At 43.7% G+C, this 20,995-nt stretch carries 24 protein-coding genes and 2 pseudogenes; 19 read left to right on the top strand and 7 right to left on the bottom strand.

Annotated features, from left to right (window positions below):
- Positions 1-22: 22 nt before the first annotated feature.
- From J4N45_RS09750 to J4N45_RS09775, 6 genes are all read left to right on the top strand, one after another.
- Positions 23-1,909, top strand: coding sequence for a YadA-like family protein (locus J4N45_RS09750; RefSeq protein WP_252011209.1), 1,887 nt, complete (start codon positions 23-25; stop codon positions 1,907-1,909).
- Between the two features lie 118 nt (positions 1,910-2,027).
- On the top strand, positions 2,028-2,201 hold the full coding sequence (locus J4N45_RS09755) for a hypothetical protein (protein ID WP_252011210.1): 174 nt from the start codon (positions 2,028-2,030) through the stop codon (positions 2,199-2,201).
- Between the two features lie 62 nt (positions 2,202-2,263).
- Positions 2,264-2,596, top strand: a complete 333-nt coding sequence (locus J4N45_RS09760; protein ID WP_252011211.1) for a hypothetical protein — start codon at positions 2,264-2,266, stop codon at positions 2,594-2,596.
- On the top strand, positions 2,593-2,805 hold the full coding sequence (locus tag J4N45_RS09765) for a hypothetical protein (RefSeq protein WP_252011212.1): 213 nt from the start codon (positions 2,593-2,595) through the stop codon (positions 2,803-2,805). The genes J4N45_RS09760 and J4N45_RS09765 overlap by 4 nt, the downstream gene beginning before the upstream one ends.
- Position 2,806: 1 nt before the next feature.
- The gene (locus J4N45_RS09770; protein WP_252011213.1) at positions 2,807-3,073 is read left to right on the top strand and encodes a hypothetical protein; all 267 of its coding nucleotides are present in this window, start codon (positions 2,807-2,809) and stop codon (positions 3,071-3,073) included.
- A 5-nt stretch (positions 3,074-3,078) separates the two neighbouring features.
- A complete protein-coding gene (locus tag J4N45_RS09775; protein ID WP_252011214.1) occupies positions 3,079-4,143 on the top strand; it encodes a hypothetical protein in 1,065 nt (354 codons plus the stop codon).
- A 476-nt stretch (positions 4,144-4,619) separates the two neighbouring features.
- On the opposite strand, the pseudogene J4N45_RS09780 reads toward J4N45_RS09775, so the two are convergent.
- Positions 4,620-5,301 (bottom strand): annotated as a pseudogene (locus J4N45_RS09780) (IS6 family transposase).
- A 60-nt stretch (positions 5,302-5,361) separates the two neighbouring features.
- Between J4N45_RS09780 and J4N45_RS09785 the strand changes: the two are divergent.
- The 4 genes and pseudogenes from J4N45_RS09785 to J4N45_RS09800 form a co-directional block, all read left to right on the top strand.
- Positions 5,362-5,694: pseudogene (locus J4N45_RS09785) on the top strand (IS4 family transposase); the annotation flags it as partial.
- A 189-nt stretch (positions 5,695-5,883) separates the two neighbouring features.
- Positions 5,884-6,945 (top strand): DNA polymerase IV, encoded by a 1,062-nt coding sequence (gene dinB, locus J4N45_RS09790; RefSeq protein WP_252011215.1) that lies wholly within the window; start codon positions 5,884-5,886, stop codon positions 6,943-6,945.
- Between the two features lie 220 nt (positions 6,946-7,165).
- The gene (locus J4N45_RS09795) at positions 7,166-8,479 is read left to right on the top strand and encodes an Ig-like domain-containing protein (protein ID WP_252011216.1); all 1,314 of its coding nucleotides are present in this window, start codon (positions 7,166-7,168) and stop codon (positions 8,477-8,479) included.
- 62 nt (positions 8,480-8,541) lie between these two features.
- Complete coding sequence (locus tag J4N45_RS09800) at positions 8,542-9,018, top strand: hypothetical protein (RefSeq protein ID WP_252011217.1); 477 nt, start codon at positions 8,542-8,544, stop codon at positions 9,016-9,018.
- Between the two features lie 70 nt (positions 9,019-9,088).
- Here the strand turns inward: J4N45_RS09800 and J4N45_RS09805 are convergent, their stop codons facing one another.
- Positions 9,089-9,391, bottom strand: coding sequence for a hypothetical protein (locus tag J4N45_RS09805; protein ID WP_252011218.1), 303 nt, complete (start codon positions 9,389-9,391; stop codon positions 9,089-9,091).
- Positions 9,392-9,725: 334 nt separating this feature from the next.
- On the opposite strand from J4N45_RS09805, the gene J4N45_RS09810 reads away from it, so the two are divergent.
- The 9 genes from J4N45_RS09810 to J4N45_RS09850 all read left to right on the top strand — a co-directional run bounded on the left by J4N45_RS09810 (position 9,726) and on the right by J4N45_RS09850 (position 15,032).
- Entirely contained in the window at positions 9,726-10,043 is a 318-nt protein-coding gene (locus tag J4N45_RS09810; RefSeq protein WP_252011219.1) for a hypothetical protein, read from the top strand.
- A complete protein-coding gene (locus J4N45_RS09815) occupies positions 10,036-10,359 on the top strand; it encodes a hypothetical protein (RefSeq protein ID WP_252011220.1) in 324 nt (107 codons plus the stop codon). The genes J4N45_RS09810 and J4N45_RS09815 overlap by 8 nt, the downstream gene beginning before the upstream one ends.
- A gap of 3 nt (positions 10,360-10,362) precedes the next feature.
- Positions 10,363-10,764 (top strand): hypothetical protein, encoded by a 402-nt coding sequence (locus J4N45_RS09820; protein WP_252011221.1) that lies wholly within the window; start codon positions 10,363-10,365, stop codon positions 10,762-10,764.
- A 187-nt stretch (positions 10,765-10,951) separates the two neighbouring features.
- Positions 10,952-11,158: a hypothetical protein gene (locus J4N45_RS09825; protein WP_252011222.1), complete on the top strand. Its 207-nt coding sequence runs from the start codon at positions 10,952-10,954 to the stop codon at positions 11,156-11,158.
- Positions 11,159-11,194: 36 nt separating this feature from the next.
- Positions 11,195-11,398, top strand: coding sequence for a hypothetical protein (locus tag J4N45_RS09830; protein ID WP_252011223.1), 204 nt, complete (start codon positions 11,195-11,197; stop codon positions 11,396-11,398).
- Between the two features lie 18 nt (positions 11,399-11,416).
- Complete coding sequence (locus J4N45_RS09835; RefSeq protein WP_252011224.1) at positions 11,417-11,692, top strand: hypothetical protein; 276 nt, start codon at positions 11,417-11,419, stop codon at positions 11,690-11,692.
- Between the two features lie 24 nt (positions 11,693-11,716).
- Positions 11,717-12,376, top strand: a complete 660-nt coding sequence (locus J4N45_RS09840; RefSeq protein WP_252011225.1) for a hypothetical protein — start codon at positions 11,717-11,719, stop codon at positions 12,374-12,376.
- Positions 12,377-12,534: 158 nt separating this feature from the next.
- Entirely contained in the window at positions 12,535-12,879 is a 345-nt protein-coding gene (locus J4N45_RS09845; protein WP_252011226.1) for a hypothetical protein, read from the top strand.
- A gap of 59 nt (positions 12,880-12,938) precedes the next feature.
- Positions 12,939-15,032, top strand: coding sequence for a hypothetical protein (locus tag J4N45_RS09850; RefSeq protein ID WP_252011227.1), 2,094 nt, complete (start codon positions 12,939-12,941; stop codon positions 15,030-15,032).
- 127 nt (positions 15,033-15,159) lie between these two features.
- Here the strand turns inward: J4N45_RS09850 and J4N45_RS09855 are convergent, their stop codons facing one another.
- From J4N45_RS09855 to J4N45_RS09875, 5 genes are all read right to left on the bottom strand, one after another.
- Positions 15,160-16,047: an ATP-binding protein gene (locus J4N45_RS09855; RefSeq protein ID WP_252011228.1), complete on the bottom strand. Its 888-nt coding sequence runs from the start codon at positions 16,045-16,047 to the stop codon at positions 15,160-15,162.
- A 175-nt stretch (positions 16,048-16,222) separates the two neighbouring features.
- Positions 16,223-16,747 (bottom strand): hypothetical protein, encoded by a 525-nt coding sequence (locus J4N45_RS09860; protein WP_252011229.1) that lies wholly within the window; start codon positions 16,745-16,747, stop codon positions 16,223-16,225.
- A 213-nt stretch (positions 16,748-16,960) separates the two neighbouring features.
- Positions 16,961-17,338 carry a hypothetical protein gene (locus tag J4N45_RS09865; protein WP_252011230.1) on the bottom strand — a complete coding sequence of 126 codons (378 nt, stop codon included), beginning with the start codon at positions 17,336-17,338 and terminating at the stop codon, positions 16,961-16,963.
- Between the two features lie 79 nt (positions 17,339-17,417).
- Positions 17,418-17,831, bottom strand: coding sequence for a hypothetical protein (locus J4N45_RS09870; RefSeq protein WP_252011231.1), 414 nt, complete (start codon positions 17,829-17,831; stop codon positions 17,418-17,420).
- A 660-nt stretch (positions 17,832-18,491) separates the two neighbouring features.
- On the bottom strand, positions 18,492-20,972 hold the full coding sequence (locus J4N45_RS09875) for an Ig-like domain-containing protein (RefSeq protein ID WP_252011232.1): 2,481 nt from the start codon (positions 20,970-20,972) through the stop codon (positions 18,492-18,494).
- Positions 20,973-20,995 lie beyond the last annotated feature (23 nt).

The following is a 20,995-nucleotide window of genomic DNA, read 5'->3' on the forward strand; positions in this document are numbered from 1 at the left end:
TTAACCAAACGAGACTAACCAAATGAAAAAAGTAATTCTAGCAACCGCAATCGCTTCAACTTTTGCAGCTTCAGCAATGGCGTCAGACATCTCTAGCCACTTCGGTCAAATTCGTCCACTTGGCGAGCCAGCGCCACAAGAGTCTAAAGCGGTTGTTCTTGACCGTCACGTTCAGAAAGAAATCCGCGATATTCGTGAGCACCAAACTTCAGGTCCAGTTTACAACATCGTAGCGAACCAGAATGCCGGTCAAATGAATACCCACGGTCACCGTACAGCTTCTCTTCCAGATGATGTTATCCAAGAGATGGTATTGAACCACGAAGCAGTGAACGAGCGCTTCCAGCGTCAAACGCTTCCATCAATCAATGAAGCTTTGTCAGATGTTCGTGGTAGCGCACAGGCAAACAAAGAAGCCATCGCACAGCAAGGCAGTGACCTTACAGCTGTTGGCGCTCGCGTTACTACCACTGAGCAGGTTCTATCGCAGCACACTGCAGTTCTAAACAACATGCAACAAGCGAACGGTCGTACCCAGAGCCGCATCACAGAGGCGCAAAACAAAGCTGATGGCAACAGCCAAGAAATTGGTCGCGTTCGCACCGAGATTCAAACAGTTCGTGGTGATGTTGATGCAGTAGCTAGTACCACTCGAATGATCGAGAAGCAGCAAGCTAAAGCAGCTAAGAAAGTTGATCACCAAGCGGGTGTAACCGCTAGCCAAGACCAAGCGATTATCGCCAATGCTGAAGCTATTGCAGACACTCAGCAAACGGCGGCTAGTCAGCTTCAGTTAATCAACGATGTGCAAGCACAGAGTGAAGGTAACGCAGATGTGATCGCCAAGGTAGCAAACCAGAACGCAAAGCAAGCCAAGCGCATTGCAGGCATGCAAGAACGCGCAGGCGAGCAAAGCCAACTGGTAGAAGAGGCGCACATGACCGCCAACACAGCTCTGTCTGAAGCGGGTATCGCACATGCAGCAGCTGAAGACGCTAAGTTCTTGGCGCAAACTAATCAGCAGGCTATCGAAGACAATGCCCATGCCCAAGACGCGACTGCAGAAGCTACGTACCGCAACATCAAGCGAGTAGAACGCCAAAGCAAGAAAGTGACACACCAAGGCACTGCTATTCGCCAAGCGCAGCAGGCAGCTCAAGCGACACAGCAAGGCGGTTTGGTACGTGACATGGCATTGGCTAGCGGTGTTGATCAAAATGCTCAAGGAATAGAGCTAGTAAATGAACAGGTGGAGTTCCAAGGTGAAGTAATGCGCCAGATGGTTGTTGGTGGTCGTGAAGCTATCAAGACTCAAAAAGCGCAAGGTAAGAAGTCTACTCACCAAGCGACTGTTACACGCCAGAACGCTCAGCGAATCGCTAACCTTGAGAACCGTGCATCAGTGCAAGCTGCTAGAAGTGCATCTGAAGTTAAGAAGCTAGCTAGCCGTGTTAAGGACAACAACAAGATGGCTAGAGAGAACTGGGATGCAGTTGAAGAGAACATCGCGGTAATCGATAAGAACTGGAATGCCATCGAAGACAACATCACATCTATTCGTAGCAACAGCCAACACGTGTCTAGCAACCGTACTGCTATCAACCACAACTCGCAGGCAATCGCTAAGAACTCACAGGACATCGCAAGCTTGCGCCAAGACTTCGAGAAGATGGCCGACGAGATGAACGGCGTTAAAGCACAAGCAGGCGCGTTCGCTGGTTTGGTACAACCTTATGGTGTTGGTCACATCAACACTACAGTGGCGCTTGGTCATTCTGGTTCTGAGTCTGCAATCGCTGCAGGTATTGGCTATCGAGTAACAGAGCAGTTAACCATCAAAGCAGGCCTAGGTTACGAGACTGTGGCTAGCTCAACAACTGAATATGTTGGTGTTGGTTACGAGTGGTAATAATAAAATGCAAAAATATTTTGCAAAAAGTGTTTAAAACGCAAATAAATGCGTATAGTCTAACTCATCCGCTGCACTACGGTGCAGCGTTTTTGATTTAACTATGCGAGGCAATGCAATGAACTTTCTAAACAACTACATCTTTGGCGATTCACTCGATCTATTTAATGGCCTAACTAGCGTTGATGGCTTCCTTTCCATGATCCAAAACTTTGGAGCCAATCTGCCACTAATCGTTGCAGTTATTGCAGGCTCTTACATCTGGTCACTAATTAAAGGGGAGAAGAAATAATAAAAGTACTAAACACAAACCGTCACGCACAGCTAGAGAAGATTTACGAAGCGCGCAACGAAATGGCAGAGAAGCATCAAAAGGAAGGTCAAGACCTCCGTGCTAACTATAGCCAAGGCTATGCTCGCGCATTGCTAAATGTGATAGAGATGCTTGAGAAGCCAGAGCTTTGGATTGTTGAAGTGAAGAGCGTTCTTGATGATGAGGTTCGGGATGTTAACAAGTACCACTTCGCTGAGAAAAGTGATGCGATGAACTTCATTACAGAGAAAATGACAACAGCAATTGCATGTGAACACCTTTACTACGTTTCCCCAGAGCTTGATGAGCTGCAGATTACATTAACAGGTGGTAGAGAGCGCTACTACTCTCTAAAAGAAGGAACTCTTCTGTGAAAATTGAGGCAATTAACCCAAGTAAGTGGCAAGCGGTTGTTAACCGCTTTGTCTCCCAGAACGAACGTTATAAATGGTTCATTAGCATGGGGAAAGACGAGACGTTAACGTGCCATCTGGCACACGAAAGAGCGCTGATAGCTTGGAACAAGCTTACCAAGCGCGAACAAAAGAACATCGGCAAACACATAGACACAACAGGATACTGAGATGGAAAGCAAGGGTGAAAAGATAGTAAACGTGGTTCGTTGGGTGATGTTGTTAGCAGTGGCTTACGCTGCTGGCAGCATTGCAGACTTAATCAACCCCGTGGCGTTCATTAACCAACACCAGTTCTTTAGTGACTGGTCTGGATTGGCTAAAGCGGGTTACTACCTTTTCAACTTAGCTTTGATCGCGCCTTTCGTGCTTTTTGCACTAACCAAAACAACCAAATTTTTCGACCGCGCTGAACGCCACATCGATAACGAAGAGTAACAACCATGAAAAAATTAGTAGCAGCAACAGCAATCACCCTAGTAGCAACAACTGCAGTCGTGAACCAAGACATGATCAGAGAGACTTACTACCAACAAACAGTTAACCCAAGCATTGAAGTGAACAGCGGTGTTACATCTTTTTGTGGTGTTGATGGTGCAAGTACAGAGACGCCAGGGCAACTAATTGAACAAGTTCGCACAACGTTCGATAGCTCGGCGTTCATCAAGCGAGTTATTGAAGCCAAAGACGTACTGATTGGCACTAGCGATAAGTACGAAGAGTTGAGCAACCAACTTGATCAGTTTGGCTATGACACTGACGAACAGCTTCAAAAGAATTATGACTATTACAGCAAGTATTCAAGCAAGTCTTCTGCTTATGCAAAGTTTGCCAAAGAAGCCAAACAACAAATCGAGTTCCGCAAGGCAAACCCTGACCTGACTCGCGACTCAATTAGGCAACAACGTGCATATGAGTACGAAGCGCTCGCAATGGCAGCTCAAGACAAAGTTGATTCTATGGTTGAGAAAGAAGTCAGTGCATTGGCTTGCAAGTTCGACCTAGACATTGCGGAGCAGCAGGCCATTAAAAACCAATTAGCCGTGACTTACTTCGATAAGCTCGACGAAGGCACACAACAAATGATGAATGACTACTCAGCTAAAAAGCGGCAAAGCAACAAAACCATTGCTAATGTGGCCTTCCCAAAAGCAGCTGATGCGATAGTAGCGTTCGTTGGTGATTCTATCTTGAACATCAAGCCAATCGGCAGCACTACCGAGATCGAAGACAAAGATGGATTCACACCAATTAAGACTCACATGGATATCTCATTGACGAATGCGTTTGGTCGTAAGCGCCTTGGAGAAGTAACGATTTCAGGTTACATCAACGGCTACAACCCAGTGCTTGGTTCTGCAATCGTAAGCAACATCAACATCAAGGTTGAAGACATCGACCGCACTGTGTTCTTGAAGCATGCAGAACGACTCACAGCAGAGTCAATCATCAACAACCAGATGGCAATGACAGAACTGAAGCAAGCACTTGTTAAGGAGTTCAAATAACCAAAATCTTTCCCAGTTCGCGCCTTGGTTCTGTTACCTGCAACGAATAAAATCATGGCGTACTGATTTATCATTATCCATCTCGTATATTGTCAATACATACTTGATTTGTCCCACGAAGACATACCTTAGTTAGTTGTCTGCTAGACAGCATGGCATTAAGCCAAAAGGCGTTGTTTTGATCATCTAATTTGGGTGGTCTTATTTTTGTCTTGTAATCCGTAAATGTTGTCACTCTTCAGCTTACCTAGCTAGAATGGCAGTCCAAACCAACGGAGATTGGTAGCTGCTATACCGTGCGGAAAAGACAACTAGAACAAGGTAGCAACATGATATACACCGAAGAGCTAGAGGCGAATCTAGTATCCCAAGTCGCAGAGCACTAAGCTCAAACGAACGTGGTTCCACTACACGAACAATACGGGTTCTGTCGCAAATTCTGATAAAGACGTGGCAGAGCCACTCTCTAGACGCAATCATCCTGCAAGTGCATAAAATTGTTCGTAGGCGGTTTCTCCAACTATCTCTATCTGACCACGCTTCAACATCGTCCACAACTCTCGGCCGTGAAGGCTCGCTGTTGCTCCCCTTAATGACTTCCACCCAAGGGCTTGGCACGTCTTCTGTTTTACCCAACGGTGACTTTGCTCCACGATATGATTGAGATATTTGATATCCAATATCTCAATCAGTGACAACATAAAGAAACCCGTTAACCAGAGTTGAATATTCATTGCATCGATAGCCGCGTAGTTGCTTTTACTCCCATCAATGACCACTTTCTCGGGGAGGCTATGTTGAGCTATCGCCTTATTCAGAAAGGCCTTGGCAGCAGCTTCATCGCGATTGGAGCGAAGATAATAATCAATGACGTTTCCAAACTTATCGACCGCTCGATAGTAGTAAAGCCCTTCTCCTTTCACTTTGATGTAGGTCTCATCCATGCGCCACGAAGTAGAGACAGGCTTTTTCTTTGATCTCGCTTTATGTTCTAAAACAGGTGTAAATTTGATAACCCAACGATTAATAGTTGCATGTTCCACACACACCACGTTCCCTCTGGATTTCTTCAATCTCGCGATAACTGAGTTTGTAAGCGAGGTAATAGCGAACGGTTTCGAGAATAACTTCAGAGGGAAAGTGGCAGCCTTTAAACATTATAATTAAGGGATTGAGTCGAAATTGGCCAAACCCGAACCTATAAAATTAAACTTTGCGACAAAACCGCCCGAAATGATACGCCAAGAGTTATGGGGACTGCTGCTGAGTTACAATATCATCCGGTATCAGATGATTAATATGGCGAAACAAATTCCGGGGCTACATCCCAATCAGCTGAGCTTCACGACAAGTGCAAATGCAATTATCCACTTAATTCATAGCTTCTGGCTTGAATCTGCTGGGACGATACCGAAACGAATAACCCACTTGCTTGAAGAAGCTCCCCACCATGTTCTCCCTATTAAGCATGAAGACAGAGTGTACCCAAGAGCTATAAAACCTAAAGCAAAGAAATACCCTAATAAAAAGAAAGCCAGTCAGCTTAACTGACTGGCATTAGCCTCAACAGGCCGTTTTTTCTATTTTCGGACAGATAGACGGGAATCGGGTTTTAGATAAATATTACTGTTTGTTTGTACAGTGCTTCAGGTTGGGTTATAATTTTCAGACATGTCCCTGACACGGATAAACATACGTATCTTCTCTTCTTAGGTTTTCAGTTTCACCGCACCGCATACTATGACCCGAAAAATTATCCACATAGATCTCGATTGTTATTATGCCGCAGTTGAAATGCGAGATAACCCAGAGCTAAGAGACATACCTCTAGCGATTGGTGGTTCTCAAAATCGGCGCGGTGTTATTTCTACCTGTAATTACATTGCTCGAAAATTTGGTGTTCGTTCAGCAATGGCGACCGCTCATGCACTGAAGTTATGCCCAAGCTTGACGGTCATAGGCGGAAACATGGAAAAGTACAAAGCTGTATCCAAGCAAATTCATAAGATTTTTGCTCGTTACACTGACATGATTGAACCACTATCACTTGACGAAGCCTATCTTGATGTAACTGAATCAAAGCTATTCAAAGGGTCAGCTACATTGATAGCCGAGGATATTCGCAGAGCCATCGAAATAGAACTTGGGCTTACGGCTAGTGCTGGTGTTGCTCCCATAAAGTTTGTTGCAAAGGTAGCCTCTGATATTAATAAGCCAAATGGCATTTGTGTTGTCCCGCCGAATGAAGTTGAAGAATTTGTAGATAATTTAGACTTAGGTAAGATTCCTGGTGTAGGAAAGGTGACACTAGAGAAACTTAACAAGCTTGGTTTGTACAAAGGAATTGATGTAAAAAACTATGATCAGCATATGCTGATTAAGCAGTTTGGAAAGTTCGGTACTTCTCTCTGGGAGCGTAGTCATGCGATTGATCGGCGAGAAGTAACACCAACACGCGTTAGAAAGTCCCTAGGTGTAGAGCGGACGTTTGCCAAAGATATTAAAACCGAACAAGAGTGTGCCGATGCGGTTGAAACGCTTTATGATGAACTAGTAAGACGTTTTGCTAAAATTGGTGATGATAAAAGGATAGTCAGGCAGGGAGTTAAGTTGAAGTTCGATGATTTTCAGCAAACTACTGTGGAACATAAGCAAATTAGTCTAGATAAAGCATTTTTTCTAGCGTTATTACAAGAAGCGCTATCACGAGCGAAGGGTCGTGGCATTCGCTTAATTGGTTTAACTGTTGGGCTAGAGCCCAAAGAGGGGCAAGCTAGTACGCAGATGACGCTTGAGTTGTAAAAGCACAAACTGGAAATCAGATTTCACTCTTCGTTCTTCAAAATATCTATGTAAGTGGGAATTGTAAGTGGAAACTATGATTTAACTCTCTGCTTTTATTGTGTTTATTGTGAACCTTATCCATATACTTACAAGTTGTACCAGCTAGTTCTTTTAAGAGTCTGGGCATGTTTGCTATACAGACCATTATCGGAATTTCAATTTCTCCCTGGGACCGGGAGTGGACGAAGCACCGAGGGGGACAGGTGTATGGCACAAAACCACCTTGTCTAATGATTGGGTCAAGTCCCATACGCCGAGAACGAATGTCCCGTTGACGATTAACTGGGTGAGACTCTTCGCCGAGACACGAAATTATCGTCAAAGTATGACAGTAAGCGGCGGCGGTGAGTGTTTTATTGAAGTGGGTGACACGTATTGCGATATCAACACGAACTATGTTCGGGAGTCTGGGAAAGGCTATTCACCATATTCGACGCATGCTCGAAAAGAAGACGGTTCCATGTCCGTGCACTATGGATATCTTTATACCTATTGGGATTTTAATGCACCGACATTCAATGGGTTCAGCTACAACGAAAGTTCTCAGGACATAACAGTAAGAACTTACGATGCTGATACCACTTCAAACTGGACATCTGGGATGTGGGTAATTAAGTCCGTGACCGCCAAGGCGCTTCTTCCAAGTGGCACTGTCACGCTACCACAAAAGGACTATCAATGGATTGACCACAACAATAGGGTCTATACGTTTGATGTCAGTGGTCTTGATGTAGAAGCTGACGTCCCATTCGAGTTTACGGTGACGGACAGTTATGACAACAGCACAACGACAACAGAACTGTATACGATAGATACCGTCTCTCCATATTTGAACGTTGTCTATGAAGGACAGCCATTCCCAGATGTGATCGCTGATATTGAGTACATCTCTTTAGAGGTAACCGACTTTTCACCTGCGGAGCCGATCAGTGCTCAACTAAAAGGCTCGGACGCTAATGAGGACGTTTACCTTGCTATATTCGACAATGGCGATGGCACATGGTCAGTGTCGAAACCGAGAATATTTCCGACCCTCAACTATGAGGCAGGGGAAAGGTACCAATTAATTGTTAAAGCACAAGATAGTCAAGGAAATGAGACGACCAAGACCGTCACGTTTGGGTACACACCAAGTAACCTGATCGTGGTCGATTTGCAGCAATATTTACCGGCTGACGGACAAAAGCTGTATGACGTCAATGGGAATGCTCTAGCGAAAATCTACAGTGATGAGCCGCTGGCTCTAGATAACGGGCAGTTAGCAACGGGACCACAACAAGTAGAGCTTACTAATCGATTGGACTCTGATTTTAGTATCTCAGTCGATTCTGCATCGGGTACCGTTGTCATAGAACCGGGGCAAACAGTCGTTACAACGATTGACTTGGGTACGAGTGGAGAACCACTGGCTGTCGATATCTACCCGACAGATAGCGCAGAGGGTAAAGCCGAATTTCTATTTAACATACCGACGCTGACCACGATTTTTTGATGAGACCTAATCGTTATCGCGAGCATGAATCGAAACAAATGGCGTTTTAAGGAATTACTACGATGAAACATCAAAGTTATATATCAATGCAGGGACTTTGCCACTTTCTAAGGATACTCTATTTTTCTCGCTTTCTTATCTTGCTTGGACTTCCAGCAATGACAAACAATCTTGTCGTTGGCGCAAGCCTCATCGTGCTTGGTCTTATTGCAACAATGGCATCTTATCCATACATCGCTTGGAATCTGACATACAGACCTATCGAGTCTCCAAATGATTTCAAACCCTATAAGTCATGGATGGTGACCAATGCGAATTATGAGCTTACAGCGCTTGAACTTGATCAGTTGGTGAATAAGGACAAAAACCTGCTTCCACCGTCTAAAGAACACATAAAGTACATCTTTGAAAATGTGGGAATAGTCACCGTCCTCGATATCGCTAATATTCATCTATTTCAAGAGCAATATTTGAGACCGAGATATGAGCAGGAGCAGAACATCGAGATGATGAACCGCTTCAAAGAAGGGGATTGGTGAGTAGTTAATAAGTTTACAACCTCAGTAACGAGAGAGCAGTTAATCAGCGATGATCAGATGTCCTGTTATATTACATTGCTTCATTTTTAGGAGGGGTAGGTCTCTTAGTTACGATGCACATCAAGCCAAACAAAAGGCTAAAAATAGCGACTATTCTGAAAATTGCTAACTCAGTTATCAAATACCAAGAACATTGTCCTTCTGGAAAGCCAACTTCTGAAATCAGCTGAAGGCAAATTGAGTAGACTTCATTTTGAACCCCTGATAAGTAGTCTCCAAAAGGGGTGATCGCCAATGCTGCATCAAGTGATATTAGGCCATAGACTATGCAGATGACGCCAAATGCTTTTGAGTTTAAAAACTTTCTAAACATGAGCAAATTTCCTTAGTAATTTCATGGGCAAGCAATACTCCTACTGCTGCCTGCTAACGTGCTTTAGATTGGTTTATACAATCATACATCTCAGACTTAGCACTAAATCCGTTCCATCCGGTATCAACCTCATTCGTTCTTGTAACGTTATCAGTTTCTATCAACGCGAACTGCAAATAACGGACGATATTAGGCCCTCTAATCGCTAAAGGTCGTGATGATTCTGTGTATAACAGTCAATGAAAGACATCTAATACATAACTAAGTCTTGCTAGATGCTGGCGATACAGAGTCAGAAACAACGGGAGAGTTTGGGGTGCATCTGGATATTCTAATGAATTGTATAAAGGTACTTCTGACGGTTGTTGCCGTTATAAAGGTTGTGCAAATTAGTGCTGGTGGGAAAGGTGGAGCCATGTGTTTCTTCGCCTTTACTGTGGCTCTTTTTATGACTGGTGCTGAGATGAGTACTGACACAGATACCCCATGGCAGTTTCTTATATTAGAAGCCACGCTTGACGACTTGTTAATAGCCGGGGTGGGAGGCTTTGGAATGTTGGCTCTATTTGCAATCTTTGTCTTAGTTGTCGGTAAAGACATTCAAGATCTTTTCGAAATCAGTGACAACAAATCGAGGAAAACACATGTGTAATGCCGCAGTAGCCGCGATTGAGTTTGCTCTAGAAACCGAAGATGGCATGAATTTCCTTCGGTTGTGGAATGAGGGTGAGTTTGATGTGCTAAGAGACGAATGGCCAGAAGCACCAGAGGCAATCTACATTGGTGCAGATCCGCTTTATGAGGGTCATTTAAACTCGGAAGACGATGCTAGTCTCGAAGCGAATACAATAGTAAGTGACGCTGATAGACAGGCTTTTAAGTCAAGTGACGGTGATGAGACGGTTAAAGGTATTGCGGCGCAATATTACTCAATCGATGCCCTAAAAAGAGCTAATGAAGAGGAGTAAGTGATGCGCTTAATCATATTTGCATTGTTTGTGGTGTTAACTCTTGCTGGTTGTGACAAAGGGACAGGCAAAATTACTGTTCATGATGCCTACAGTGAACTTCTGGAAACTGACGTTTTTCCTATACCTGTCAAGGGTAAATTAAGAGAAATACTGGATGATACGAACCATTTTGGGCTGACTGAATATCAAGAGTTGGACTTAGCCATTAATGCTTATTGTACAGGGGCTAAAGTAACCTGGCGTGATCACCTACATCTCTTGCCGATGAAAGCAGTGTCAATAATTGTTCCAAGTTGGAATAGTTTTTCAGTGCTGATGGCACCAGAACTCCTCATTATCAGGCAAGTTGATGCAGCACAAACATGCGAGTTCAATCCGTTAATTAAATACATGGAAAGCTAAGGCCATGGCATGATTAAAACCCGAGTATCAGATTTACAGCGAGGATTGTTCGAAACGTCCGTTAAGCCAGTTGGTAACTATCGAACGTCATGGATTATGCGGCTCCAACGCAGGCGAGAGAGGTGCAAATTACCTCGGGGCTTCGGGGATCTATCCGGTAAAAGTGTTTAATAACAGAGAAGACCTAATGGCGAGTAAAACTGTTAATGAAGAGCCTCTGAAGGTCGTTAAAGCAACGGTTTTTAGTGTGTGTGTTGACTGTCCTTTTTGTACAGAGAACGTCCTAGTGGAAGCGAGTGACTACGAAACCGATAGGTTGGTGTCATTCACGGAATACGAAACTCAGTGCGATTGTTGTCAATCGGACTTTGCTTTCACATTGGACGTGCATTAATTGAGGGGCAGTTCGCAGGACAACAAGGATAAGTACATGCGCAGTACAGAGGCAATCAGTCATATTGCAAGTCTGATGAATAGCAAATACGAGATAAATCTAGCTTTTTGTGTGTGCGACAACCACAAGTTTAACGCAGTGGTTAAGGCATACCGGAATGGAGAGGTATCTCTTGATACAGCTACAGCTCTAGCATTAGAAACAATCGTCGAACAACCATCAATCTCTTTGGATTTGTAAATAAGGAAATACGTGAATATGGCTGACGTAAGTAACTCGACCACTACTTGGCAACCACACAACCTATTTGGTTGGATTGTTTTGGTCATGAGCGCCTGTATGCTTGCATTGGCTATGCTTGGGTTCATGAACACGAGCAAAATGCCATTATGGATGCCATTAGCTATGTTGGGCTGTCCTTTAATGGCCCTCAGTGTGTATTTCTTAGAACATAAAAAAATCGTCAACTATCCCATTCTAGCAACTTGTTTGATTGGTCTAGCACTCTTCTTGATTCCTCGTTTAATTAACTAGGGCTGAAAATAGGAGACTTCTTGCATGAGCATTAAACAAGACATACACAAAGAACTGGACTCTACATCAGATACCATAGTGCAGGCCTCAAAATCTGGAGCGAGAAGGTCATATAGGATCGTGATGATGGCCGTGGGGGTATTCCCATCAACTACATTTTTCTGTTTGCTAGCGTTGGCTTTTCTCGCGCATGAGAGTTTTGGTGGACACTTATTCCCCTACTTAAGCGTTGCTATCATAGTGGCAATGGTGCACGGCTTAATAATCAAGAACAACAAAGACTACCAAAAGTTAATGTTCGATTTTGGCGGGGGCATGCCTCCTTACTTATACGTCAAAGGCGCACCTGATAATTTGGATAAAAAGGTGATGTCATTGATAGGCTCGAATCAACTAGTTTGTATTCGATGCCCTAAACACGTCGCATTAGAGAACGCTTTATTCAACATGGTGACAAAACACGGAGGCGTTTGTGAGTTCATACGTTCAGACAGAATTGAAATTTTCGGTAAACCATTAGGTAAGCGAACGGTCCTCTTAAGCTACCGTTCCAAAAAGACACTAGAAAACTCTATTTCAATAATGCAGCAGAGGGGGTGGGATCTATACGGCGAACAAGGAGTTGAAACTAGTCTGTTGGATAGGGTTTACACCCAAACTATGGTTTACGAACCAACCGAGTAGATGCGTAGGATAGTCGGATTGGTCTTCAATATAAGGGTGATTGCAAGTGCTAATGAACGACCGTTAACACAAACGGCACTATTCGTACTTGGAGTCTATTGCTGTTTCTATGCGATGGGCTATATAGTAAGCGTATTTACAACTAGGTAGGAAATAGCATGGCACTAGCCGATTTATATGAAGGCATTGCAAGGGAACTTGGCTATAAGCCACTTGTGGTGTATCCACAGAGCTATAACCATAACTCAATATCAATAGAGGTAGGCGGGGAGTCATCTGAAAGCTACTGGCTTGTAGTGGAAGATAACCATAGCGCAGAGCGCCGAATAATCTGGCTCGTCGGGGGTATAAAGCCTATTGGCGAGGCTGAAGGGCCTGGTGCTTATGATTGCCCAATGTTTTTGCTAGAACTTGTACCACAGGTAAAGAACCAAAACTGGCGAGACGAAGTGGAACGTTATTGGAAGCTACAGGACGTTGATGAGCCATCTACGATAAGATGACCCCGAGTATTTCTAATGGTAGATGTTAGGCCAAGCAGTTTTGAAACAAGGAAATCGAGATGAACCACTTCTTTATCAACAGTGTAAGTCAGTTTGATAAAAGCATCGAAATCGTACACTCCGTGATACACGATAAGCTAAGCCTAGAAGAGTATCGAGAGCTGCACGCTTATAACACGTCTTATGATTCCTATTCTGCAACCGTAGATAATTGGGGGGACTATAACATATGCATCAAGCTGCCTTTGCTGGTGGAAGTGATCAACTCTTCTATCACAGATGGTCAGTTATCCGATGACCAAATAGATACGCTTAAGCAACAATATATGGATGCGTTCCCCTATGTCGAGGACACCGCTTATGTCCATCGTCTAGAGCTACAAGTTGTCAAGATCGCCACGCCGATTTTTTCGTCTCAGGTCAACTGCTTAGATTTTAAAAAACAACCATCGAATCATGAACGAGAAGAAATTGAAGGATTAATTGATGCAGCCCCAGATATCGATGTGTGGTTGGCTCAAGCTGGAATATTGACTGATGGTGGCAGTGAAATACCTTTGGTCTCTCGATCCGAATTCGACATTGATGATATAGAAGGCATCCGAGAGGTTTTTAACGCTGGCCCTATCGTAAGCACATTCGCTACCTTGGAAGGCTACGAAGGTGGTCAACACCTTGGTTTAGGCTTCGCTACTCTGTATGCTCGGTCCAATTCAGACACAACAATAGACATAAGCTCGGAATCTAAATTTGTTCAATACTCGCATAATGATCACACGATTACAGCTAGAGTTATTAATCATAATTGTGAGTGGTTTCCGATCTTAAAAGGTGACAACAACAGTAAAGATTCTGTTGACGTATTCAACGAACATTATGAAGGTATGGAGCCTATAACCGCGCCAATAGATCAGGATGACGCGATCCGAATGATTGCATCTCATCAATACAATTGCCTATCCACAATTACAGACGAATCGTCGTTTCTAGATATATGCGGTCTATATTTTTCTATCCATTTTGACAATGAAGACCGCACGCTAACACTGACGGTATCCGAACCATGTAAAGGGTTAGGGACTTTTGATTTTGCTTACGTCGAGAGACTTGGAACCTTTCCTTATGAAGTGCTCTATACACTCAAAGAAATGGATGAGTACGATGACTACACGTTCAAAATTGATTATGAAATTGAAGCCTATACCGTTGATTTGAATGACAGCAATCACACAGTGATATTCCACTATGTTGATGACTCTATTGAAAAAAAAGTAAATCGTACGTTATCAGAGGCCATTAATTGGTCGTATCAAGACTTAGCAACGTTTCTTATATCCAATGGGGTATTTGCCTGTAGTACTGCTGAGCAGATATCTGGTTATGACGGTGATATGTGGACTAATAGCCATACTTTGTACAGTGAATCTGGCGATCGGTTGTTCGTAATTGAGACGGTCTCTGCACAAGGTTATTGCTCACAATACGCTGCGCTGATGGAAGTTTTTAATACCACTTTTAGTGGAGGTCGCCATCTTGGACGCGTCAGCGAATTTGAAATTTCATGGGAGTATGCCGACGATACATTTACCACGCATATTGAGTCCGAAAGTTTCATTACACAAACAGTAGCCGAACATCTTGTTATGTTGGTTATCATGGAAGATCCATCACCGGCGAGCTTGTTTTCAATCAACGATGTAGATCAAAGTGTGCTCACTTATCTGTCACAGTTCAGTAGATTGGAATCCCCCCGTTTGCGACTAGCCGGTCCAACTCCCATGCCAATAAATATGTATAGTCTCATTCAGGATTGTATTGAGAAACTAGATATTAAAAGTACTGAGGAGATCAGTAAAATATCGGACCTAGCTTCGCTAGTGCGCCATATGGTTTGGAAAGAACATGCACCGAGTACCGATGAAATACTCATATTACTGCCTGTATTGACGGATATACCAAAGGTAGACTTGGTTGATTTTTTAGTCGACATCAATATGGCTCGCGGAGGTGTTATTTCTGCAAGAAAGAAACTCTCTGATTTTGTGCCACCAAACGTATTGAAGGATTTTGCTAACTCGCTTGGGGGAGGCTCGATCAGGGATGTCTTGTTGTTGCACCCTGAACATATAGAAGATTCAGATTTCTACTGTTAGGAGTAGGGTCAATGCGAGTGCAAATGTAACCTAGTCGTTGACTATTCGAGATAGGCTATACCAGTGTTTCGACACTATTTAGTACATAAGGAAGAGCTCCCAAAGCAATAGGAGCTCTTTTTTCACCCTACTTGATGAGGCTGTGAACTAATTCTGATTTAGTAATCTCTCTGTCAGAGCCGATTCCCATCATTGCTTTGTTACCCTTGTTGGAGAGAATAATCCAATCTCGATTGAGGCTATGTTCATTAGAGGTGAGGTTAGATGGTAAAGAGAGGTCATGACATCTCTTTATACCCTGTCGGTTGATACACAAAAAGCCTATATGTTCCTTTGTGATATGGTTGGTTAACCGAGAGGCATCGAACTGATGCTGCTCTAAAACGAGTACTTGTCCACCAGCGTTGGCCTCATTGCAAATCACCTGTACGAAGTCGTCAGATAGTAACGCTGTACCATCCTCGATCACGAGTAATCGCGTTTCTATAGGGTTAGATTGGTGAGAGGTTAATGTCGGTTCGACGTCCTCGATGATTTGAAGATTGCCTGGGTATTGATTTTGTAGTCGAGCCCAAATGCCATAACTCATATCCCGACAGTCGGAATACGATTGCAAACGCTCAATGTAGCTTTGTTGTCTCTGTTTAGAGTTTATATACCCGCCATCAGGCGAAAGGACAGTAACGTCGTAGCCAGATTCTAATGCCTTTTCGACCATGTTTGCTGCCAGTACGCTCTTTCCTGAACCCGATGGGCCAATGAGTGAACCAACATTCCTCAGATGAGGTGATAACGATACTTGAGCGAGTGAATATTCGTTGGTCTCGTCTGACGGTACCAAAGGAACTTGGTCGAAGTGATAGATAAAGGAATGTCTGTTTGCAAGCAATGACTCCCATGAAGAATAGCCATATTTCTTAGCGAGTAGTTGCTGCTCATAGGACAGCGTATTGCCAGACTTTTTCTTGTTACGCTTGGCGGTTTTTTTTAGATTTTGGATGGTAGGTATACGCATAGTTGTTCTCCACGAACGTTGGTTAGGATAGCCGCGCCCGAAGCCATTCAATCAATTAAATGGGCAGGTTGATTTAAGTTGAGCTATCAGATCCAACTGTTCGCAAACGGGCGCTGCATACCAAAGCCGTGGCATGTTCTAAGTACAGGTTCGATGAACCTGCTAATAATGAGTACTACAAGTCAAATAGGCGACAGAGTTCAGCATACTTTTCATCTCTTTCTGATGCTTTAAAATCCCTAGCAGCATAATAAGGTTCTTCACAAAAGAACTCGTTTTGGCCAACTACAGTGTCAAAACTGGACATTTCGGCTGTCCGGGTAACAGTTCCGCCAAATGCAGCAATGAGTTTTTGTATCGGTGATAAAGGCTTAAACTCGTCGATGGTTGGCTTCCATTTGAGGGGGATTTTCGAAATGTCGGGTAACTTGTTCTTAGGGTAGCTATCAAAGTCTGGGTGCAGATAATAGACATCGATAAAATCAAACCGAACCCCATAGCAGCAGTTCTCAAGTACGGCTTTGACCGCGCTGTAGGTACTGAAATCATTGTTGTTGATGAAAGTGCTCTTAGATTGTTCGTTCTCACTAAGTAGGACTTTCATTGACTGAATTGTCTTAGAATCATCCAGTTTGATGATGTAATCAGCCAAACAGGGCTGTCTAGCGTTACCTGAAAAAACGACGGTACCTTGTATCATGTTAGTAAATCCTTTTGTTGATCAGCAGTTCTTGTCGTCCTGCCGTAGTTACATTTAATATCGTTAACGGAGACATCGATTGTCAGCGCAATACATTCAAATCGCCGGTTGTGCTGCTTCTGTCGGTCTCTATTGTTGTGTATGGCCGTTTATGAATGTGAATCTTCAACTTGAACCAAAAATATATCAAAACACCTCACGAGTCAGGTTGATTTATTTAACCTGCTCTAAAAGGCTGAGATAAAGTTGACATACGGCGTCTATGTTTGCCTCTAACTCTGTTGGAAGGATCTCAATGTCTTGGTCCTCGTTGATATACAAATCCCCCCCAGAGTGCATTCTCAATCGACATTCAGCGAAGTAGACAGGGGTATCGCTGTAGTAATCCGAATCGAACCTAATACTCAGGTAATGTTTGCCGAACAACTCGTCATCTGGGTCAGTAATTTTGACAAATAAGTTATCACTATCGTCATCGATTTCTAACACGGGCACTTCAATTCCTTGAAGGTGAATTTCAGCTAAAACCGAGGTCGTAAAATCCATGGCTTGTATTCGGCTTACGCTTGCATCTGCGAGTTTCACATGCATCTTTAAATTCCTTTCTCGTTGTATCGGCAGAAATCACCATTTCGTTAGCGATGGGTTGCCGTCTCTCAATGCAACTTTGTTATTCACCACAACTCGTGTCAGAAGAACTATCATAACAGTCCGTAGAAGCATCATCGGAGTATGAAACGGCAGTGGCGACCGCAGCACCAATGATCATGCCTTCAACCAAATTGTCATTGGATGAGGAGTGAGAGGTAGTATGACTGCGGCTTACCTCATTTTTAGGAATATCAGACACAGATGGTCTAGGTGTGTTACGAGCATTGCTGTTCTGATTTGACATCCAATTCTTCTCTGTCGAGCTGACCTTGGCTGACACCTTTGGATGCTTGCCGAGCTGCACTTTTAGTTCATAGTTTTCACGTTCAAGAAGTTTGATATCAGACTCTTGTGACGCGACTTTTTGGTTGGCGAGCTCCAATTGTTTCTTTAATTGACTTACCTTCTCACGATTGAATAAATCCCATCCCATAGATTTGTCCTCTAGTCTCTTAGTTTTATTGCGCGGTATCTGTGTTTCTAAATACATGATGTCTCGCTGTAGCTAACTCACATCGCTAGGCGAGGGTGATAACGTCACACATGCCATGACCCTTGCTTCAAAATCACTCTGACATAGTGCAATAGCTTGCTCTTTTGACACGCCTATGGATCGAGACAATATGATGCATTGCTGACCAAAGGTGAGCTGAGCTCCCCAAGAACTTCGTCCCAAGAAAATTTCATATTTACCAAAACTCATTGTTGCAAAGGCTGTTTGCCCACAATCACTGGTTATAAAATCAAGCACGTTGACCTTCATGATTGAACACCTTTGTGGCAAATGCTCATTGAGACAATTGTGCTGCAGACGAAGCCAACGAAGAATACTGAAAAGTTAAAACCGACGACTGTCCTTCGAAATGGATGTGACCACGTTGAGAAGTCGAATAGCCCGAATGGATCTAATGACGTCGTTAGGTAGTGATAACCGCAAGCTAATAGAAAATGAAGTAGGCAAATGAGCGAAGTAACAATTACACCCATAGTGAAAACCTTGATGTCAATTCTCATACTTCTAATCCCTTATTTGACCGATCATTGATGCTGTGTTTCGTTTATACACGAAATAACGCTTTCTTAAGCAGATTAGTTAATCGTTATAAATAGATCTGAGTTGTGGAATGGAAAAGAGAAACTGAGCCTCTGCCTCTGCATTAGCGACGGCAGGGTAGATATGTATATCCAATCGTTCCCCCTCGGTACCAAGGTCGATCTGAATAGTTTTTGTTTCTCCCGGACGGACAACGACATCGCCACTATCAGCGCCAACCACCAGCGAGTATGTTGCGTTATTAGCAACACTGAATTCCGCCGTTTGAACGCCAGTTGCCAGCTGTCCGGTTTCAAGAACGAGTGGGTTTTGGCTGTAAATCCTCGCCAAAGAGTCCCCGTTAACGGTTTCTAGGTTTCGGTCAATATCCAAGAATGGCTGAACATCCAACGTTATCAGATTGCTAGGCTCATATTCCGTTAGCAATTCTGATTTTGTGCTGTTTCCGTATTCATCCGTGACAACCAGCGTGATCACATAATCTTGACCTTCCTCAAGCGACGGAAAGAGCCGAGGCAACTCGATGGCGTAAGCCGTTGTTTGCCCATCAACACTTTGCACAGTATGACCCAGTATCAAGTCAAGGTTGTAGGCGGGAGATTCGATTCTAAGTTCCGTAACGCTGACTGCACTATCGTCAGTGACGGTAAATGACAGTGACCGCAAATCGTTGATACGATTTGGTACCGTTTCAGAGTCTTCGTAGTACCATTTTAACTCTGGTGCTTTCTTGTCACTAATGTAGTCTATTCCTTCACTGCGCTGATTCATCCCCATTCTGGCTTCAGCATAAACATTTAGGTCATACACACCATGACCTAACGCGCTTAGATCAAATACGCATTCCCAGTCTTGAGATTGCCTAACGCAAGACGGCGATACATTAAGATTTCCTGTGGTGTCATGAAGCTCAATTTTGCCTAAGCGAACTCTGTCAAAGTAACTACCAGCCGGTTCAAGATGAATAGACGCGGCCAAGGTCTTATTAACCTCATCCAATGTCACTGAGCGAAATTCTGGAGCGTATTTGGCATTGGTATGTACATCAGCCCAACTAGGTCCACTAACGAGGGTACCTTCTTGATTGGTGAGACTTGACCCGGAATGGTAGTACACCATTTCCCCCATGGTTAACTCCCATGCGTCAGTTCTAGGGAACTCTGCCGTACATTCTGTCTCACCGATGGGTATTTGGCATTCAACCCCAGCATGTTTGAAGACCTGGACGTAACTTCGCGGTTCTGCAAATCTTTTAACTGCTTCAATTCGAACCGGCAATTCACTTATTTTCACTTCTCTAAACCAACTTCCCCACCCACGGTCGGAATAGCGATATTGAGAGCCATTGTTAACGGGAGAGAGTGGGGCGGTGTCAGCTAACACTAGGTTGTAGGATAAATAGCCTACAGACCAAGTGGCACGTTGATTGAAACGAACATAGTTACCGTTCAGATAATTGTACGAACGGTCGTATAAGCAATAGGTATATCCTTCACTGTTGTAATCTAGAATTACCTGTTTTGCACCAACGCAGCCTAACCCTCCGAGTGCAAAGCTGGAATAGTTGTTGTTGTCGATTTTATACAGCCATTGGATAGGATTGGTTTTGACCGTCATCCCACTTTGATAGGGTACGAACCCTGAAAGTCCGGCAATGACATTGGAACTATCGGGGTCGTAGACCGCGTGAACAACGTTCTCTCCAGGGTTGAAAGCGAATGTATCGTAGTAAATGGTTTGGATAGGTGAGTAGCTGACGTTACCTGCAACGTCAGTGACTTTGTAGCGAAATCCAAACGGGGTTTCCGCGTTATCACCTTGAGGCAGAAATCCTCTATCTTGAGATAAAGTAAATCGGGCGGTCTGTGTTGATTCGGAGTAAGCAAGTACGCGAGTTTTATACAAGGTTTGCGTAGGCTCCATCACAAAGGTTTCCAGTTCTACCTTGCTGATCCCACTATCAGCGTCGGTAATTCCTTGATACTCGAGATAGTTGTCATTCCAAGCTGACCAAAGCCAAGAATTAGCGGGTTGAAAGGTGTGTCCTTCATAGCCGCCATACCCATAACCGTTGAGTTCTCCGATCACTGGTCCTTGTGTATCTCGCTTTAAAACGACGGTTTCAGTGGCTACGACCGTTCCAGTAAGGTCGAGTGTTTCAATGAATAACTCGTAGGTACCATCATTGGGAGTTGATATATCAAACGTCACGCCGTAAAAGGTATCGTTTTGATACGTTAGCCGGTCATCGATACCAATAATATGAGATGTCATCTGGCCAGTTTGGGCTTGGTTGTAATTGACGGACACGCGGATACGTCGGTCAAGCCCTGAACTGATGTAAAGTTTGAGTGCACTTTGGTTATTGAAAAAAGTTTCGCCCACGGGAGAGACTTTTCTCTCGATGTGTGAGCCATTTGTATCAGTAAACGACGTTCCTTCTATTCCCGCAAGAGACACGCTTGAAAGTACAGAAAGCGTCATAGCAACAGACAATCGGATAGGTCGGTATCTCATCATAGTGCAACTCATTGATTACAAAA

This window comes from Vibrio sp. SCSIO 43140 (assembly GCF_023716585.1).
Lineage (GTDB): Bacteria > Pseudomonadota > Gammaproteobacteria > Enterobacterales > Vibrionaceae > Vibrio > Vibrio maritimus_B.

What these genes read in the sequence shown, in the direction of transcription:
- J4N45_RS09750 (WP_252011209.1), top strand. Translation starts at nt 23, where the DNA reads ATGAAAAAAGTAATTCTAGCAACCGCAATCGCTTCAACTTTTGCAGCT.
- J4N45_RS09755 (WP_252011210.1), top strand. Translation starts at nt 2,028, where the DNA reads ATGAACTTTCTAAACAACTACATCTTTGGCGATTCACTCGATCTATTT.
- J4N45_RS09760 (WP_252011211.1), top strand. Translation starts at nt 2,264, where the DNA reads ATGGCAGAGAAGCATCAAAAGGAAGGTCAAGACCTCCGTGCTAACTAT.
- J4N45_RS09770 (WP_252011213.1), top strand. Translation starts at nt 2,807, where the DNA reads ATGGAAAGCAAGGGTGAAAAGATAGTAAACGTGGTTCGTTGGGTGATG.
- J4N45_RS09775 (WP_252011214.1), top strand. Translation starts at nt 3,079, where the DNA reads ATGAAAAAATTAGTAGCAGCAACAGCAATCACCCTAGTAGCAACAACT.
- dinB (WP_252011215.1), top strand. Translation starts at nt 5,884, where the DNA reads ATGACCCGAAAAATTATCCACATAGATCTCGATTGTTATTATGCCGCA.
- J4N45_RS09800 (WP_252011217.1), top strand. Translation starts at nt 8,542, where the DNA reads ATGAAACATCAAAGTTATATATCAATGCAGGGACTTTGCCACTTTCTA.
- J4N45_RS09805 (WP_252011218.1), bottom strand. Translation starts at nt 9,391, where the DNA reads ATGTTTAGAAAGTTTTTAAACTCAAAAGCATTTGGCGTCATCTGCATA.
- J4N45_RS09810 (WP_252011219.1), top strand. Translation starts at nt 9,726, where the DNA reads ATGAATTGTATAAAGGTACTTCTGACGGTTGTTGCCGTTATAAAGGTT.
- J4N45_RS09815 (WP_252011220.1), top strand. Translation starts at nt 10,036, where the DNA reads ATGTGTAATGCCGCAGTAGCCGCGATTGAGTTTGCTCTAGAAACCGAA.
- J4N45_RS09820 (WP_252011221.1), top strand. Translation starts at nt 10,363, where the DNA reads ATGCGCTTAATCATATTTGCATTGTTTGTGGTGTTAACTCTTGCTGGT.
- J4N45_RS09825 (WP_252011222.1), top strand. Translation starts at nt 10,952, where the DNA reads ATGGCGAGTAAAACTGTTAATGAAGAGCCTCTGAAGGTCGTTAAAGCA.
- J4N45_RS09830 (WP_252011223.1), top strand. Translation starts at nt 11,195, where the DNA reads ATGCGCAGTACAGAGGCAATCAGTCATATTGCAAGTCTGATGAATAGC.
- J4N45_RS09835 (WP_252011224.1), top strand. Translation starts at nt 11,417, where the DNA reads ATGGCTGACGTAAGTAACTCGACCACTACTTGGCAACCACACAACCTA.
- J4N45_RS09840 (WP_252011225.1), top strand. Translation starts at nt 11,717, where the DNA reads ATGAGCATTAAACAAGACATACACAAAGAACTGGACTCTACATCAGAT.
- J4N45_RS09845 (WP_252011226.1), top strand. Translation starts at nt 12,535, where the DNA reads ATGGCACTAGCCGATTTATATGAAGGCATTGCAAGGGAACTTGGCTAT.
- J4N45_RS09850 (WP_252011227.1), top strand. Translation starts at nt 12,939, where the DNA reads ATGAACCACTTCTTTATCAACAGTGTAAGTCAGTTTGATAAAAGCATC.
- J4N45_RS09855 (WP_252011228.1), bottom strand. Translation starts at nt 16,047, where the DNA reads ATGCGTATACCTACCATCCAAAATCTAAAAAAAACCGCCAAGCGTAAC.
- J4N45_RS09860 (WP_252011229.1), bottom strand. Translation starts at nt 16,747, where the DNA reads ATGATACAAGGTACCGTCGTTTTTTCAGGTAACGCTAGACAGCCCTGT.
- J4N45_RS09865 (WP_252011230.1), bottom strand. Translation starts at nt 17,338, where the DNA reads ATGCATGTGAAACTCGCAGATGCAAGCGTAAGCCGAATACAAGCCATG.
- J4N45_RS09870 (WP_252011231.1), bottom strand. Translation starts at nt 17,831, where the DNA reads ATGGGATGGGATTTATTCAATCGTGAGAAGGTAAGTCAATTAAAGAAA.
- J4N45_RS09875 (WP_252011232.1), bottom strand. Translation starts at nt 20,972, where the DNA reads ATGATGAGATACCGACCTATCCGATTGTCTGTTGCTATGACGCTTTCT.